The 16,787-nt window shown below is 59.6% G+C and carries 11 protein-coding genes; 4 read left to right on the forward strand and 7 right to left on the reverse strand.

All coding sequences use genetic code 11. The features are described from left to right. Positions 1-31: 31 nt before the first annotated feature. Together guaB and guaA are read left to right on the forward strand one after the other, a co-directional pair. A complete protein-coding gene (gene guaB / locus BLV61_RS21465) occupies positions 32-1,501 on the forward strand; it encodes an IMP dehydrogenase (RefSeq protein WP_047538163.1) in 1,470 nt (489 codons plus the stop codon). A gap of 126 nt (positions 1,502-1,627) precedes the next feature. Then, a complete protein-coding gene (gene guaA, locus BLV61_RS21470) occupies positions 1,628-3,205 on the forward strand; it encodes a glutamine-hydrolyzing GMP synthase (RefSeq protein ID WP_090467307.1) in 1,578 nt (525 codons plus the stop codon). A 119-nt stretch (positions 3,206-3,324) separates the two neighbouring features. Here the strand turns inward: guaA and BLV61_RS21475 are convergent, their stop codons facing one another. Next, positions 3,325-8,010: a membrane-targeted effector domain-containing toxin gene (locus tag BLV61_RS21475; RefSeq protein ID WP_090467309.1), complete on the reverse strand. Its 4,686-nt coding sequence runs from the start codon at positions 8,008-8,010 to the stop codon at positions 3,325-3,327. Positions 8,011-8,199: 189 nt separating this feature from the next. On the opposite strand from BLV61_RS21475, the gene BLV61_RS21480 reads away from it, so the two are divergent. Together BLV61_RS21480 and tadA are read left to right on the forward strand one after the other, a co-directional pair. Next, complete coding sequence (locus BLV61_RS21480; RefSeq protein WP_139213643.1) at positions 8,200-9,576, forward strand: multicopper oxidase family protein; 1,377 nt, start codon at positions 8,200-8,202, stop codon at positions 9,574-9,576. Next, positions 9,576-10,073: a tRNA adenosine(34) deaminase TadA gene (gene tadA / locus BLV61_RS21485; protein ID WP_090467315.1), complete on the forward strand. Its 498-nt coding sequence runs from the start codon at positions 9,576-9,578 to the stop codon at positions 10,071-10,073. Before BLV61_RS21480 ends, tadA begins: the two co-directional genes overlap by 1 nt. Before the next feature lie 122 nt (positions 10,074-10,195). Here tadA and cmoB read toward each other — a convergent pair whose 3' ends face one another. From cmoB to lon, 6 genes are all read right to left on the reverse strand, one after another. Then, the gene (cmoB, locus tag BLV61_RS21490) at positions 10,196-11,152 is read right to left on the reverse strand and encodes a tRNA 5-methoxyuridine(34)/uridine 5-oxyacetic acid(34) synthase CmoB (RefSeq protein ID WP_090467317.1); all 957 of its coding nucleotides are present in this window, start codon (positions 11,150-11,152) and stop codon (positions 10,196-10,198) included. Beyond that, on the reverse strand, positions 11,149-11,928 hold the full coding sequence (gene cmoA / locus BLV61_RS21495) for a carboxy-S-adenosyl-L-methionine synthase CmoA (protein ID WP_177318187.1): 780 nt from the start codon (positions 11,926-11,928) through the stop codon (positions 11,149-11,151). Before cmoA ends, cmoB begins: the two co-directional genes overlap by 4 nt. Before the next feature lie 245 nt (positions 11,929-12,173). Next, on the reverse strand, positions 12,174-12,836 hold the full coding sequence (locus tag BLV61_RS31055) for a hypothetical protein (RefSeq protein WP_139213644.1): 663 nt from the start codon (positions 12,834-12,836) through the stop codon (positions 12,174-12,176). A 90-nt stretch (positions 12,837-12,926) separates the two neighbouring features. Further along, positions 12,927-13,574 carry a lysoplasmalogenase gene (locus BLV61_RS21500; protein ID WP_090467320.1) on the reverse strand — a complete coding sequence of 216 codons (648 nt, stop codon included), beginning with the start codon at positions 13,572-13,574 and terminating at the stop codon, positions 12,927-12,929. A gap of 2 nt (positions 13,575-13,576) precedes the next feature. Then, positions 13,577-13,969: a protease inhibitor I42 family protein gene (locus BLV61_RS21505; protein ID WP_090467322.1), complete on the reverse strand. Its 393-nt coding sequence runs from the start codon at positions 13,967-13,969 to the stop codon at positions 13,577-13,579. Positions 13,970-14,185: 216 nt separating this feature from the next. Then, positions 14,186-16,603, reverse strand: a complete 2,418-nt coding sequence (gene lon / locus BLV61_RS21510) for an endopeptidase La (RefSeq protein ID WP_090467325.1) — start codon at positions 16,601-16,603, stop codon at positions 14,186-14,188. Positions 16,604-16,787 lie beyond the last annotated feature (184 nt).

Raw genomic sequence — 16,787 nt, forward strand, 5'->3', positions numbered from 1 at the left:
GCTTCCATTTTCCCGCTCGGGAGCCCCCGCGATGCTGCGTATCAGCCAAGAAGCTCTGACATTCGACGACATTCTCCTAGTGCCTGGTTATTCCGAGGTGCTTCCTAACGAAGTCAGTCTCAAGACCCGCCTTACCCGTGGCATCGAGCTGAATATCCCACTGGTTTCCGCTGCCATGGACACCGTCACTGAAGCCCGTCTGGCAATTGCCATGGCTCAGGAAGGTGGTATCGGCATCATCCACAAGAACATGACCATCGAGCAGCAAGCTGCCGAAGTCCGCAAGGTCAAGCGTTACGAGGCCGGCGTGGTCAAGGACCCGATCACCATCGAGGCTGACGCCACGGTGCGTGAACTGTTCGAATTGACCCGCATGCACAACATCTCCGGTGTTCCAGTGCTGCACGATGGCGACCTGGTCGGCATCGTCACCTCCCGTGACGTGCGTTTCGAAAACCGTCTGGACGCCCGCGTCCGTGAAGTGATGACGCCTAAAGAGCGTCTGGTCACGGTCAAGGAAGGCGCCAACAAGAACGACGTCCGCGAACTGCTGCACAAGCACCGCATCGAGCGCGTGCTGATCGTCGACGACAAGTTCGCCCTCAAAGGCATGATGACCGTCAACGACATCGAAAAAGCCAAGGCTTACCCGCTGGCCAGCAAGGACGATCAAGGTCGTCTGCGCGTTGGCGCCGCCGTCGGCACCGGTAAAGACACCGGTGATCGCGTCGCGGCCCTGGTCAGCGCCGGTGTTGACGTGGTGGTGGTCGACACTGCCCACGGTCACTCCAAAGGTGTGATCGACCGCGTTCGCTGGGTCAAGCAGAACTTCCCTGAAGTGCAGGTCATCGGCGGCAACATCGCCACCGGCGCTGCCGCCAAGGCCCTGGCCGAAGCCGGCGCTGACGCGGTCAAGGTCGGTATCGGTCCTGGCTCGATCTGCACCACCCGTATCGTCGCCGGTGTCGGCGTCCCGCAAATCAGTGCCATCGCCAACGTCGCCGCTGCCCTTGAAGGCACTGGCGTTCCGTTGATCGCCGACGGGGGCATCCGTTTCTCCGGTGACCTGTCCAAGGCCATCGTTGCCGGTGCCTCCTGCGTGATGATGGGGTCGATGTTCGCCGGTACCGAAGAAGCGCCGGGCGAGATCGAACTGTTCCAGGGCCGTTCGTACAAGGCTTACCGCGGGATGGGTTCGCTGGGCGCCATGTCCCAGGCTCAAGGCTCCTCCGACCGTTATTTCCAGGACTCTTCGGCAGGCGCCGAGAAGCTGGTTCCGGAAGGCATCGAAGGGCGTGTTCCGTACAAGGGCAGCCTGAGCGCCATCATCCATCAACTGATGGGCGGCCTGCGTTCTTCCATGGGCTACACCGGTAGCGCCAACATCGAAGAAATGCGCACCAAGCCTGAGTTCGTGCGGATCACCGGCGCTGGCATGGCCGAGTCCCACGTTCACGACGTGCAGATCACCAAAGAAGCGCCAAACTATCGAGTCGGCTGACGCCGACAGCTAAAAGCCACAAGTTATAAGCCGCAAGCGGTGCTGAGTTAATGCAGTTACCGCGCGGCTTCCGATTACTTGCAGCTTGCAGCTTGAAGCTTGCAACTGCTTTTCAGAGTCTCTCCCATGGCCCTCGATATTCACGCTCACCGCATCCTGATCCTCGACTTCGGTTCCCAATACACCCAGCTGATCGCCCGTCGCGTTCGCGAAATCGGTGTGTACTGCGAACTGCATCCGTTCGACATGGACGAGGAAGCGATTCGCGAATTCGCTCCGAAAGGCGTCATCCTCGCCGGTGGCCCCGAGTCCGTGCACGAAGCCAACAGCCCTCGCTGCCCGCAAGCTGTCTTTGACCTGGGCGTACCGGTCTTCGGTATCTGCTACGGCATGCAGACCATGGCCGAGCAACTGGGCGGCAAGGTAGAAGGTTCCGAGCTGCGTGAGTTCGGTTATGCCCGCGTAGACGTGGTCGGCAAGAGCCGCCTGCTCGACGGCATCGAAGACCACATCGACGCCGACGGCCTGTTCGGCCTCGACGTGTGGATGAGCCACGGTGACAAGGTCACCAAGATGCCGGAAGACTTCCACATCCTGGCCAGCACCCCAAGCTGCCCGATCGCCGGCATGTTCAGCGACGATCGTCGTTACTACGGCGTGCAGTTCCACCCGGAAGTGACCCACACCAAGCAAGGCGGCCGCATCCTGTCGCGCTTCATCCTCGACATCTGCGAGTGTGAAGCCCTGTGGACCCCGTCGAAAATCGCTGAAGACGCCATCGCCCAGGTGCGTGCCCAGGTCGGCACCGACAACGTGCTGCTCGGCCTGTCCGGCGGTGTGGATTCGTCGGTGGTTGCCGCGCTGCTGCACAAGGCCATTGGCGACCAGCTGACTTGCGTGTTCGTCGACAACGGTCTGCTGCGCCTGCACGAAGGCGAGCAAGTGATGGCCATGTTCGCCGAGAACATGGGCGTCAAGGTGATCCGCGCCAACGCCGAGGAGCAGTTCCTCAACAACCTGGCCGGCGAGTCCGACCCGGAGAAGAAGCGCAAGATCATCGGCCGCACCTTCATCGACGTGTTCGATGCCGAATCCTGCAAACTGGACAACATCAAGTACCTGGCCCAGGGCACCATCTACCCGGACGTGATCGAGTCGGCTGGCGCCAAGAGCGGCAAGGCCCACGTGATCAAGTCGCACCACAACGTGGGCGGCCTGCCGGAAGAAATGAACCTCAAGCTGGTTGAACCCCTGCGCGAGCTGTTCAAGGACGAAGTCCGTCGACTGGGCCTGGAACTCGGCCTGCCGTACGACATGGTCTACCGTCACCCGTTCCCGGGCCCGGGCCTGGGCGTGCGGATCCTCGGTGAAGTGAAGAAGGAATACGCCGACCTGCTGCGTCGCGCCGACCACATCTTCATCGAAGAACTGCGCAAGGCCGACTGGTACCACAAGGTCAGCCAGGCATTCGTGGTGTTCCAACCGGTGAAATCGGTTGGCGTGGTCGGTGACGGCCGTCGTTACGCCTGGGTCGTGGCCCTGCGTGCCGTGGAAACCATCGACTTCATGACCGCGCGTTGGGCACACCTGCCTTACGAACTGCTGGAAACCGTCAGCGGTCGCATCATCAATGAAATCGAAGGCATCTCCCGCGTCACCTACGACGTGTCGAGCAAGCCGCCAGCGACCATTGAGTGGGAGTGATCGTAATTGAGCCTGCGAACACAGGCTCAAAACGATAGCGACAAAAGAAGCCCCCGATCGTGAGATCGGGGGCTTCTTGCGTTTCAGGGGTTGAGTCCCAAAGTGAATCAGCCAATGAGTTACACCGGCACGCGCCCCTGGAGGTTCATGCCCATACGGCTAAGACCCCAGGACAGCTCGTCGATGCTGGCGTAAGGCACTTGATGCACTTCGGTCCAGGCGGGGCGATGGATCAGGTAGCTGCCATCAGCCGTACGCTCGACCGCTGTTCGGACCACTTGGCCGTCTCTGCTGCGATGGAACAGCGCCCAGCTACCGTTCGATTTCTGAAACGTGAACATGCCTTGCCTGAATAACATCCGGCTCAATTCCTCCGGCGTCCTTTCGAGCAACGGCAGTGGCATCTGCAAGCTCAAGTCAGCGTGCAGGGTGTCGTAATTTCCGTCGGTGAATTCGGGTTGAGTGGCAAAGCCGCGGCCCACTTCGACGCCTCGATCGGTTTCAATCAGCAGGCTTTCTTCCGGCAGCACTTCTTCGATGCGCAAGCCAATACCGCCCTGCATTTCGCTGATCCCGGGCATTGCGCGAAAGGTGTTGACGTTTTCCTGGTCCGTCAGCACTACCCATTTTCCTGCACCGTTGATCGTTTTGTCGGCCTCCATGATGGTGTGGGTGAGGTAGGTCTTGATGGCTTGCTCATGCATGTCGGGGAGTGATGAGCCGGGGTAACGGTAACTGGCCAGGCAGTCGGTTGCCTGAATCCGAATGTTATTTTGTTGAGCCGCCTTGACCACTTCAAGCGGGGTGAATCTCCCGGTGGGATCGCTTTTCAGTTTTTGCAAATACACCCTGAGATCATCGGGCATTGACCCGCTCTCGAAAAATTGATCGAGCTCCACCTGGTTGAAATCGTTGAGCAGGCGATGGAAATAGATCGTCTTGACGTCCTGTTGGGCCAGGGCCGGCATGTTCTCGATGAGAAACCGCATGCTGCCAATGCGGTCCTGGCTTTCACCGATGACCAGGCCCGGTGCCGCTTTAAATATTTTCGGTAGCAGTTGCTCGACAGTGGTTGATGGCGTCACGCCAGGAAGCGGAGGACGAGGAGGTAATGACGCGGTGAATTCACTGCGGGAAAAGAATTGACGGGCGTCTTGCGACAGCTTGGCGCGCGGGGCCGCGATGTATTGCTCGTAAGTGGTTTCTCCGCGAAAGCTTCCGTCTGGCTGACGGACCATTTTGATATGGGTTTCTCTCTCGCCCATTGCAACTTGTCTGATACGGAATCGGTTAGCTGCATCGTATTGCGTGGCAGGGCGGCGCGGGATGGCCGGTGATGGTTCTTGAACAGGGGGCGAAGCCGGAGCAGGCGCGGAGGCCGAAGCACGAGACCCTCCCGGATGCCGGTTGCCACCCCCCTTGAGCCCGGCTCTGGGCGTCAGCTCCCATTGACCCTCGGCATTGAGGCGCACTGGGAGGGAACCTGAAAATGCGTTGGGATTTTCAGGATCGATGATGGCCCAGGTGCCGCCTCCGTTGGGATCGGCTTCGTAACGCACGTAATAGGCCGTGTCATCGAGCAAGATCGCGCTGGAGGGGTTGGAGTCGAGTGGGTAGATGCCCTGAAATTTTCCGGCATCACTCACGGGTGTCCGCCCCTCAAGCAGTTCATTGGCTTGCCAGTGATCCGGTATCTCGATGGGGTGAGTGGTTTCTGACAAGGACGAATCGAGTTCAGTTGCCAGTTCGGCGGGCCAGCCCATGGGCTTCATGCCCTTTGCAACCAACGCTTGCTTGAGCTCTTCGAGGTTGTCCACGGTCATGGACTCGTAGGCTGGGCGAAGCGGGGTATCCAGATTCAGCCGTCCACCCGGCGTGGATCTGATGACGCTGTCTGCCATCCCGTTGTTGGCATTGCGATATACCACAAGGACGCTGCTGCGGTAGCGCTGAAAGGTGAACATCCCCGGTTCAGGCAACAGCGCTCGCAGTTGTTGCGGGGACCTGTATGCCCATGGAGTTTCCACCTGCACGAGCACGTCACCTTTGATCAGTGCATGGACGCTGTCGAAGTCCATGCCATCCGATACGTAAAAAACCGGGGAATCCGGATAGTCCGCATGCTCCACAGCCAACCCCGGATCGGTGTTGATGGGTTGCGCTTGCCCCGGCGCTACCTCACCGATACGAATGCTCAGGGCGTCGGTCTGTTCGCTGATGCCGCGATAGCCTCTGAATGTCGCCATGTTTTCCTGATTGACCAAGGCAATCCATTTGGCCGGCTCTTTTAATGCTTCGTTGAACCGGATGACCTCGCTGGCAAAAAAACTCCTGGCCATCTGGTAGCCGGATTCCCAGTCAATCGCTTCTTTGTTGATGTTGTAGGTCGTCGACATGTCGAGGGCCTGCACCCGGATCTTTTGAGCGTTGGCGGCTTTGACCAGCGCCAGCAGATTGAATTCGCCTGTGGGGTCGTTGCCGGCCTTGATGTCGAGTTTGTTCAGGTAGTTTTCCAGCTCGGCAGGCATTTCACCGGTGCGCGCAAAGGTGTCCAGTTCGAGTTGATTGACGTTGGCCAGCAGCTCCTGCAGGTACAGAGTCTTCACACCCTGTTGAGCGAGCGTTGGCATGTTTTCGATGAGGAACTGTTTGCTGCCGATGCTGCCCCGGCTCTCGCCGACGACCAGGCCCGGTTTTTTCGCGTAGGCCGTTTCAAACAGTTCGCCGGGCGTGGCAAACGCTTGTGCAGAGAGTGCCGGTTGGCTCTGCGTCGGTGGGTGAAGCTCGTACCAGGCCCTGGCGTCGCTGATCAGGTTGCGACGAGGTTCTTCCTGGGCCATCTCGAACTCGCTGAGCGTGACGACCTCTTCGCCGGCATCGGACATGAGTACGCTGTGGACGTCGATGTCTGCCACTGACCAGATCCGTCTGAACGGGCTGCGGACGTCGGGTCCGCCAAGCGCCCATGCCCTCATTTCAGGGTCGTCAAGCCCCGGCACGTGAACGCCTGGTCGTTGTGACCATTCCTCGACGGCGGGGGAGGAGACGGCCGGTGCTTGCATCCCGCCTCTGAGGCCCAGTTTTGGAACGACTTCCCATTCGCCCGAATCATTCACAAACCGTACTGGAATCGAATCCCCGAAGGCGTCGGGATTGGCCGGGTCGATGATCGCCCAGTATCCTCGCCCGTTGAGGCTGTTTTCATAGCGCACGTAATAGGCATTGCCGTTGAGTTTGATGGCGGACGAAGGATTCGAGGCGCGCCGATACGTACCCTCGAATTTGCCTGGCTCACGCACCAGGGCGTTGTCGCTGAGCACTTCATTAATCCTGAAGGCGTCCGGTACCGCTGGCGCTGGCCTGCCCTCAGTCGAGCCCGTGACAGCCTCTGATGCTCCTTCAATGGGTTTGACCTTCGATCCGGCGGTCTCGGCAGGGGTGGATGATTCAACCAGATCGGCCATTTCCCTGGCTTCGGCTGCTTCGATGTCGGGGCCGATTTCCTCCAGCGATCCCGGGCCTTTGAGCATCAGGAGGTTGAACAGCAAATCGATACCGCTGAACACGGCGCCAAGAACGCCGGCCTTGCGATCCCCGGCGGTTTTGCCATTGACTGCCTGATCGATGTTCAAGCCCAGGCTGGCAATACTGGCGCCGACCACCGGCAGGGCAATCGGCCAACCGACCACCGCCATGGGGCCAAATACTTTTAATCCGGCACTGAGGTAACCGATCCACAGTTTCTTGCGCAGATCGCCATTGGACGTCAGCGAGAGTTCGGCTTCGGCGAACATTGCGTTTTGGGTCGAGTTGCTCAACCAGCTGAATGCGTCGCCGGTGATGACCTGGTTTTTTTGATTGATCAGGTGATGGTCGTACTTGCCCCAGGTACTGACCAGCCGGTTCATGATATCGGTGATGTTCTTGTCGATGGCCTGACGATCAGCCAGGGAAAAGTGCGTCATGAAGCCCTGGCGAGCGCCTTCTTCGTTCATCTGCTGCAACATCCAGTAGTGCATGTCCGTCGCGGTTTCCAGCACTTTGAAAGCGACGGTTTCACCGGGCATGTACACGATCTGGCGACCCTTGGGCGCGACAAAACGCAGGATATTGGTGGCCACGTATCCGTCGACGTCCAGAGCCCGAACACTGTCGGCGCAAGGGTGTTGAGCCCGCAGCATGTGCAGGTCGACGGGCCAGTTGATCGGACCCATCACGGCGTTTGTGACGAACTGGAAGTCATCGTCGCTCAACTGCCGTTTGTCCCTGGCTTTTACGGCCTGTATCAGAAAATTGCATTTGGCCAAGGTTCGGAAGTCGGTGCCGGACTGCTTCCAGAACGCAGTCAACTTGTCGGTATAGAGCGTGCTGAAATCGATGTCCCAGAACGCCTTCAGCACCTCGTTGCCGTGCAGGCGTACTTCGTTGGTTTCGTTGAACCTCGCGGCTTTCGGGCCAGCGGTATAAAAGCCTGAATAGACGTCCAGCAGGTCAGCGTTGTCCTGGTCGCCGACGCGAAAGCGCTGGATCACCAACTGCGTCAGGGTCATGGTGGATGTCAGCGTGGCGGGGACGTGCTCCCAACCGGTGAAAGCTTTGGAACTGCTTTCGGCTGTGTCGAAACGGTGGAAGTACACCTGATCGGGATCGAGGTCGGTAATGCCGGATTTTTTCAGTAAGTCGCTGGCGACTTCGTGCGCCGTGTCTTGCAGGCTTGGGCACGTCTGGATGACGGTGGTGGCGATCGCCTTGAGCGCGGCCTTGTCGGCGGCATTGGGCAGCGGCTGTGTTTCGTTCGGGTTCATGCGCTCTCTTTCCATGAGATAACGGGATGTCGAGGATGGCCGGTCTTTTCGAGGCAAGTGCACTACATAGTTATGCCCACAGCCGGTGTGCGGCCACACGTCACCCTTACTGTTTCGCAATTGCAGGTGTATCGTATTCGCCTTTTGCGGGCCCAGGGCCCGAAGCTGATACGTGAGGTAGTTGAGTCCATGTCCTTTACCCGTCGACAAATACTCGGTGGTCTGGCCGGTCTTGTAGTGGTTGGCGTGGGAGCCGGCGGCGCGTCGCGTTACTGGCTGGGCAAAATGGCCGACGCCGAGGCGGGCCATGACTACGAGCTGATCGCCGCGCCGCTGGACGTCGAGCTGGTGCCTGGACACAAAACCGAAGCCTGGGCCTTCGGCCCGTCGGCGCCGGGCACCGAGTTGCGCGTGCGTCAAGGCGAATGGTTGCGGGTGCGTTTCATCAACCACCTGCCGGTTGCCACCACCATTCACTGGCACGGCATCCGCCTGCCGCTGGAAATGGACGGCGTGCCGTACGTCTCGCAACTGCCGGTGCTGCCGGGCGAGTATTTCGACTACAAGTTCCGCGTGCCTGATGCCGGCAGCTACTGGTATCACCCCCATGTGAGCAGCAGCGAGGAACTCGGTCGTGGACTGGTTGGCCCGCTGATCATCGAAGAGCGCGAGCCGACCGGTTTCAAGTACGAAAAAACCTTGAGCCTCAAGAGCTGGCACGTCGATGACGAAGGCGCTTTCGTCGCGTTCAGCGTGCCTCGCGAGGCGGCCCGTGGCGGTACGGCGGGGCGTCTTTCGACCATCAACGGGGTCTCTCAACCTGTCATCGATTTGCCCGCCGGACAGATCACCCGCGTGCGCCTGCTCAACCTTGATAACACCCTGACCTATCGCCTGAACATCCCTGATGTCGAAGCGCAGATCTATGCGCTGGATGGCAATCCGGTCGAGCCGCGTCCGCTCGGCAAGGAATACTGGCTCGGTCCCGGCATGCGCATTTGCCTGGCGATCAAGGCCCCGCCGGTCGGTGAAGAGTTGTCGCTGCGCAACGGACCTGTACGGTTGGCAACATTGCGCTCCGTGGCCAATACCGATGCGCCGACCGACTGGCCACCGGCGCTGCCCCCAAACCCGGTGGCCGAACCGGACCTGGCCAATGCCGAGAAACTCAACTTCAATTTCGAGTGGGTGGGCTCGGTGTCGGTGAACGTCGATAATGGCAAGCCGCCGAGCCTGTGGCAGATCAACGGCAAAGCCTGGGACATCACCGACAAGACCTGTGCCGACCGGCCCATTGCCAGGCTCGAGAAGGGCAAGAGTTACCTCTTCGAATTGAAAAACATGACTCAATATCAGCACCCGATTCACCTGCACGGCATGAGCTTCAAAGTCATCGCCTCGAACCGGCACAAGGTCATCCCGTACTTCACCGACACTTACCTGTTGGGCAAGAACGAGCGCGCGCAAGTGGCGCTGGTGGCGGATAACCCGGGTGTGTGGATGTTCCATTGCCATGTGATCGACCACATGGAAACCGGCCTGATGGCCGCCATCGAGGTGGCGTGATGCGTCAGATTCGTCCCGCCGCCATCATCGACCGTAGCCGTGATCGCGACTTCATGCGTGAAGCCCTGGCCCTGGCTGCCCAGGGCGCCGCTCTCGGCGAAGTGCCAGTGGGCGCGGTGCTGGTACAGGACGGCGAAATCATCGGTCGCGGCTTCAACTGCCCGATCAGCGGCAATGACCCGAGCGCCCATGCCGAGATGGTCGCGATCCGCGCCGCCGCCCAGGCCGTGAGCAACTATCGCCTGCCGGGCAGCACGCTGTACGTGACCCTGGAGCCGTGCAGCATGTGCGCCGGGCTGATCGTGCACTCACGGATTGCGCGGGTGGTGTATGGCGCGTTGGAGCCCAAAGCGGGGATCGTGCAGAGCCAGGGGCAGTTCTTCACCCAAGGCTTCTTGAATCACCGGGTGTTGTATGAAGGCGGGGTGTTGGCCGAGGAGTGCGGGGCGGTGTTGAGCGAGTTTTTCAAGGCTCGCAGAGCAAAGGCTTCAGACTAAACACCGACCCCCTGTAGGAGCGAGCCTGCTCGCGATGGTGGACAACGATAACGTGGGCTTTCTGAATGAACGCGGCGCTTTCAAGTCCATCGCGAGCAGGCTCGCTCCTACAAGTTTCTGCATTATTTTCTGGCAACAATCACCGCCCGCATCGGCGCCGGCAGCCCTTCAATGGTCTTGCTGTGATCCTCGGGATCAAGGAAGTCACTCAGCGACTGGTACTTCATCCACTCCGTGCCGCGCTGTTCCTCGACCGTGGTCACGCTCACGTCCACGCACTTCACATCGCTGAAACCGGCGCGGCGCAGCCACAATTCCAGCGCCGGTACCGACGGCAGGAACCATACGTTGCGCATCTGTGCATAACGGTCTTCCGGCACCAGCACCTGATGTTTGTCGCCTTCGACCACCAGGGTTTCCAGCACCAGTTCGCCGCCCTTGACCAGGCAATCCTTCAGCGCCAGCAAATGCTCGATCGGCGAGCGGCGGTGGTAGAACACGCCCATGGAAAACACCGTGTCGAAGCCTTCCAGGTTCGGCGGCAGGTCTTCGAAGGGGAAGGGCAGATGCCAGGCATTCGGCTCGGACAGGTAGCGCTGCACGGCCTGGAACTGGCAGAAGAACAGCCAGTTCGGATCGACACCGATCACGCTATCGGCGCCGGCACCGAGCATGCGCCACATGTAGTAGCCATTGCCGCAGCCGACATCGAGGATGCGTTTGCCCTTGAGGTTCAGGTGCGGAGCCACCCGCGACCATTTCCAGTCCGAGCGCCATTCGGTGTCGACGTGCACACCGAACAGATCGAATGGCCCTTTGCGCCATGGCGACAGCCCCATCAACGCCGTACGCATCTGCGCGCGAGTTTCATCGTCGCAATCGGTGTCGAGTTTCAAGCCGTTGAGCAAATCGACTTCGCTCGGCTGGATCTTCGGCAGGGCGTCGAGCGCGCTTTGCCAGCGCTCCAGGTCGCCGTGGCCCTTTTCCATTTTCTTGTCGAGTTGCGCCTGCAGGGTGTTGGCCCAATCGGCCAGTGGTGTACCGGCCAGACGGCGGGCGAGGGGGGACAGATCAATCATGGCAAGGCAATCAACGAGGCAAAGTTAAGACACTGGAACCACGGCACGACTTTCGAGAACCCGGCGGCCAGCAGGCGTTCGCGGTGTTCTTCGAGGCTGTCGGGCTTCATGACGTTTTCGATGGCACTGCGCTTCTGGGCGATTTCCAGTTCGCTGTAGCCGTTGGCGCGTTTGAACGCGACATGCAGATCAGTGAGCAGCGCGTGCTCTTCGGGGTCGTTGAAGCGCAGTTTTTCCGAGAGGATCAAAGCACCGCCGGGCAGCAGCGACTGACGGATGCGCGACAGCAACGCCGTACGTTGCTCCGGGGCGATGAATTGCAGGGTGAAGTTCAGCGCCACCACCGAGGCTGGCTGGAAGTCGAGGGCGAGGATATCGCCTTCGATCACTTCGACCGGCAGCAATTCCTGGAACATCGAGTCCTGACCGTTGAGGTACTCGCGGCAGCGCTCGACCATGGCCGCCGAGTTATCCACAGCGATCACCCGGCAACCATCGGTGCGCACATGTCGGCGCAGGGCCTGGGTCACGGCACCCAGCGACGAACCCAGGTCGTACAGCACGCTGTTGGGCTGGGCGAACTGCGCGGCGAGCACGCCAAGGTTTTCGACGATGGTCGGATAACCTGGCACCGAGCGCTTGATCATGTCCGGGAACACCCGCACCACGTCCTCGTTAAAGGCGAAGTCAGGCACCTGGGCCAAAGGCTGGGCGAAAAGGCGATCGGGTTCTTTGCTCACGGCGGTTCCAGCGGCGTAGGTGGAAAAGGCCGGCATTTTAGCCAAGTTGGCGCGGGGATGCGCGGGTTGTCTGATAAACCGCCAGGCAGCCTGCAAAGTCTGTGTGTTCAGTTATATTGCTATCGCGAGCAAGCTCACTCACACAAGGACGGCGCTGTGCCTGTGGGAGCGAGCTTGCTCGCGATGGGGGCAGCGCAATTTATGAGTGAACGCCGACGCTGTAATGTCCCGTTACCTCCATAGCCGAGAGATAAAACCAGCGCAATAATCTGGTGAGTGCTTTATGGAAAGTGGGCAGGATGTTGAGTTGAGGTGGTCCAATCTGAAATGTATTCTCCGAATTCTCCCCATGTTTGTCTTATCTTCAAGGTGTAAACACCTCTAGTTAAACTCCAGTTTGTAACTACCCTCCATTCAAGTCCCCATTCCCCGAGATTCGTGACGCCGGATCCTAAGTGGACTTGGTTTGGCGTACTTTGATGGAATGCTTCAATTTCGATAATGGAGTTGGCAAGTGCTTTGCCTGCGAACTGCTGGTTCCTGTCAAAAATAGGCGCTGTGTTAATTGGCGTATATATAACGGGTGGAGAGGCGTAAACGCTGTATGTTACTGAGTTGGAGATCTCATCTGACCCAAAATGGCGCGCGCGAATAGTGAGTCTAGGGTGAGGGAAGCCGTCTATCTTTGTACTCCAGTTTCCTGATGGGCCAACATCGCCAGCCCAATGCCATACATTCGGGCTGTCAGATCTTTCGATATATACCGCTTTTCCAGGCGTGCCGCCTGTTCCAGCCCAATAGAGATCTTCATCACCAATGGACTCATTATTTTTAGGCGAGGTTATAGTTAGTGCAAAAACACCAGTGGGCTTGTCTTTTGTTTGAATGACGTCGTCGAAGCCGTTAATGGTTTTTCGATCTGTTTTTTTTGATGAAAATTCCATACTGATTAACTCCGTTTTAATGGAGTAATTAAGTTAACGAAGGCGTGCGGGGATCTTAACTGTCAGAAATACTAGTTCCGACAGACGGTGTTAGGGTCGTGGGTGAGCGAACTCTTGAGGAAACGCCGACGCCGTAATTCCCCATTGCCCCAGCCAATAACTGAGGATGATCACATAAGGCGCGGCATTGAACGGCACGACAAAGCGGCTGATGCCAATCACGCTATCCGAAAACACAAACGCTACTGCACCAACCGCTGCCAGCAGCGCCGAGCGCTTGGGCACATCGGTGCCGAGTCGCGCCAGCGCACGCCAGAGCATCGCGCTGATCGCCAGGCCGTAAACAATCACCGGGATCAGCAACGGCCCGAGCCCGTGAGCGATCAGAATCCCCAGCAATACCGCGCCGACGCCAAGGGCCAGGATCAGCGGCAACAAGGCCAGACGCCGACTATCGCTCAGATACGCTTTCAGGTAAGCCAGATGCGCGACCAGGAACGCCCCGAGGCCGAACACGAACAAATCCCCCGGCCATGCCAGCAGCACATCGCCGAGCAGGGAAAAGATCAATCCAAGGCTGATCCAGCGCCGATACTCGCTCGGTGGCGCATCGTGCAGCCAGCCGAGCAGGGCCAGGACGGGCAGTGGCTTGACCAGCAGGCAGAGCAGCGCGGCGTGCACGCTCAGGCCATAGAGGAACGTCACCGCGCCCATGAGCGCCAGAATCAGCCAGCCCACGGTCAGTTAACCGATATGTTGCAGTCGAAGGAGTCCACCGGCAGCACTTCCGGCGCCCAAGGCTGTTGCGAAGTCAGACGCAAACGCCCGGTCCCGGTGGTGAAGGCCTGAAAGCGCCAGGTGGAAATCCCGGCCGCGCCGACCACACCGGCATCTTCCGGGTTGGTATAGACCTCGGGGCTGAGCGCACGCAACACGCCACCGGCCGAATCCTGGATGGCCCAGCGGTAACCCGTGGTCGGGTTGCTTGGCAGGGTCAGGATCAGGTTTTGCCCGCTGGTGAGCTTCACCGGGCATTCGCTTTGTTTTTCCACGGTCACGTTTTGTTTCGGTTGCGTGGCGCAGGCGGCCAGCAGCGCGAGGGCGAGGGGGACAAACAGGCGAGTGGGGGACATAAGGTCAGTGGCTCCGGCGTTCACGACGAACGGTGAGCATAACTGAGATGAGACAGGGTGTAACAGTCGCAGAAGGATGTGGTGGCAGGGAGGACGCCTTCGCGGGCAAGCCCGCTCCCACAGTGTTCGGCGGTGCTCACACATGTTGTGTTCACCGCAAAATCCTGTGGGAGCGGGCTTGCCCGCGAAAGCAATCAAACAGTCACTACAGGACTATCAGAAAAGTACCTTCGCCACATCCGCAAAGCGCTTGGCGAAGTGCACGGTAATGCCTTCCTTCAGATACTCCGGCAGTTCCTCGAAATTGCCCCGGTTGGCCTCCGGCAGGATTAGCTCGAAAATCTTCTGCCGCCGCGCCGCGATGACTTTTTCACGTACCCCGCCAATCGGCAGCACGTGCCCGGTCAACGTCAGTTCGCCGGTCATCGCCACGCCTTTCTTCGGCGGCTGGTTACGTGCCAGCGAGAGCAGGGCGCTGGCCATGGTCACGCCGGCGCTCGGGCCGTCTTTCGGGGTGGCGCCTTCCGGTACGTGCAGGTGCACGAACGCCTCGTCGAAGAACTTCGGATCACCGCCAAACGACTTCAGATTGGAACTGACGTAGCTGTAGGCGATTTCCGCGGACTCCTTCATCACATCACCCAGTTGCCCGGTGAGTTTGAAACCACGGTTCAAGGTGTGGATGCGCGTCGCTTCGATCGGCAGGGTGGCGCCGCCCATGCTGGTCCAGGCCAGCCCGGTGATCACGCCGATGCCCGACAGCACTTGCTCGTTGCGGAACACCGGTTTGCCCAGTGACGTTTCAAGGTCTTTGGGGCCGAGCTTGATCACGGCATTCGGGTCGTCGAGCAGCTTCATCACCGCTTTGCGCACCAGTTTGCCGAGGTTTTTTTCCAGCTGACGGACACCGGCTTCGCGGGCATAACCGTCGATCAATGCCTTGAGTGCGCTGTCGCTGATGCTCAGGCTGCCCTTGGACACGCCGGCCTTCTCAAGCTGTTTCGGCCACAGGTGACGCTTGGCGATGGCGACTTTTTCTTCGGTGATATAGCCCGACAGGCGAATCACTTCCATCCGGTCGAGCAACGGCCCGGGAATCGAATCGAGGGTGTTGGCGGTGCAGATGAACAGCACCTTCGACAGGTCCATGCGCAAGTCGAGGTAGTGGTCGAGGAATTCGACGTTCTGCTCCGGATCGAGGGTTTCCAGCAGCGCCGAGGCCGGGTCGCCCTGGTAGCTCTGGCCCATCTTGTCGATCTCGTCGAGCATGATCACCGGGTTCATCACCTCGACGTCTTTCAACGCCTGCACCAGTTTGCCCGGCTGCGCGCCGATGTAGGTGCGACGATGGCCCTTGATCTCGGCTTCGTCGCGCATGCCACCGAGGCTGAAGCGGTAGAACGGCCGGCCGAGGGATTCGGCGATGGATCTGCCGACGCTGGTCTTGCCCACGCCCGGCGGGCCGACCAGCAGCACGATGGAGCCGCTGATCTCGCCTTTATAGGCACCGACCGCCAGGAACTCGAGGATGCGGTCCTTGATGTCATCGAGGCCGGCATGGTGTTTGTCCAGCACCTTGCGCGCGTACTTGAGGTCGAGTTTGTCCTCGCCGTACACGCCCCACGGCACCGAGGTCGCCCAGTCGATGTAGTTGCGGGTGACCGCATACTCCGGCGAGCCGGTCTCGAGGATCGACAGCTTGTTCATTTCCTCTTCGAGGCGCTTCTGCACCTGCACCGGCAGGACTTTACCCACCAGTCGCTGTTCGAACTGTTCGAGGTCGGCGCTGCGGTCGTCCTTGGTCAGCCCCAGTTCCTGCTGGATGACCTTGAGCTGTTCCTTGAGGAAGAACTCACGCTGATGTTCGCCGATCTTGCGGTTAACTTCGGCGGAGATTTCTTTCTGCAGGCGCGCGACTTCGACTTCCTTGCGCAGCATCGGCAGGACTTTTTCCATGCGCTTGAGCATCGGTACGCAGTCGAGCACTTCCTGCAGTTCGCTGCCGGTGGCCGAGGTCAGGGCGGCGGCGAAGTCGGTCAGCGGCGACGGATCGTTGGGGCTGAAGCGGTTGAGGTAATTCTTCAGCTCTTCGCTGTACAGCGGATTGAGCGGCAGCAGTTCCTTGATCGCATTGATCAGCGCCATGCCGTAGGCCTTGACCTCGTCGGTCGGCTCGGTGGGCTGGTGCGGGTATTCGACTTCCACCAGGTACGGTGGGCGATGGTGTTTGAGCCAGGTCTTCAGACGCACGCGGGTCAGGCCCTGGGCGACGAACTGCAGCTTGCCGTTTTCGCGGCTGGCGTGATGCACCTTGACCAGCGTGCCGTAGAGCGGCAGGGCCGAAGTGTCGAAATGACGCGGGTCTTCCTGAGGCGTGTCCATGTAGAACAGGGCCAGGGAGTGGTGGTCGGATTTGCTCACCAGGTCCAGGGTTTCGGCCCAGGGCTCTTCATTGACGATGACCGGCAGCACCTGGGCCGGGAAGAACGGTCGGTTGTGGATCGGGATGATGTAGACCTTGTCCGGCAGGTTCTGGCCAGGCAGGGCGAGGCCTTTGCCGGTGGAGTGTTGGGTGGCGTTTTCGGGGTCGGCGTATTCGCTCGGGTCTTCAGGGAATTCTTGCTGGTCGCTCATGGGGCACCTGCGCAATGGAGTATGGGTCTTAGATGGGGCAGGTTGGCGGTGGTTTCAATGATGCCTGGGCATTAACCAGTCATTCAAAGGTGTATTCAGCAGGGATTCAGGTTAGCTGGATTTCACGGCGACACGTCCACCTGTAGGAGCGAGCCTGCTCGCGAAGGCGTGTCAGTTGACACCA

It is taken from the genome of Pseudomonas mohnii (assembly GCF_900105115.1).
Classification (GTDB): domain Bacteria; phylum Pseudomonadota; class Gammaproteobacteria; order Pseudomonadales; family Pseudomonadaceae; genus Aquipseudomonas; species Aquipseudomonas mohnii.

Bases quoted from the DNA above. Each gene is read 5' to 3' on its own strand.
- BLV61_RS21505 (WP_090467322.1), bottom strand. From the start codon at position 13,969: ATGTCCCCCACTCGCCTGTTTGTCCCCCTCGCCCTCGCGCTGCTGGCC.
- lon (WP_090467325.1), bottom strand. From the start codon at position 16,603: ATGAGCGACCAGCAAGAATTCCCTGAAGACCCGAGCGAATACGCCGAC.
- guaB (WP_047538163.1), top strand. From the start codon at position 32: ATGCTGCGTATCAGCCAAGAAGCTCTGACATTCGACGACATTCTCCTA.
- BLV61_RS21480 (WP_139213643.1), top strand. From the start codon at position 8,200: ATGTCCTTTACCCGTCGACAAATACTCGGTGGTCTGGCCGGTCTTGTA.
- BLV61_RS21475 (WP_090467309.1), bottom strand. From the start codon at position 8,010: ATGAACCCGAACGAAACACAGCCGCTGCCCAATGCCGCCGACAAGGCC.
- cmoA (WP_177318187.1), bottom strand. From the start codon at position 11,928: ATGCCGGCCTTTTCCACCTACGCCGCTGGAACCGCCGTGAGCAAAGAA.
- cmoB (WP_090467317.1), bottom strand. From the start codon at position 11,152: ATGATTGATCTGTCCCCCCTCGCCCGCCGTCTGGCCGGTACACCACTG.
- BLV61_RS31055 (WP_139213644.1), bottom strand. From the start codon at position 12,836: ATGGAATTTTCATCAAAAAAAACAGATCGAAAAACCATTAACGGCTTC.
- guaA (WP_090467307.1), top strand. From the start codon at position 1,628: ATGGCCCTCGATATTCACGCTCACCGCATCCTGATCCTCGACTTCGGT.
- tadA (WP_090467315.1), top strand. From the start codon at position 9,576: ATGCGTCAGATTCGTCCCGCCGCCATCATCGACCGTAGCCGTGATCGC.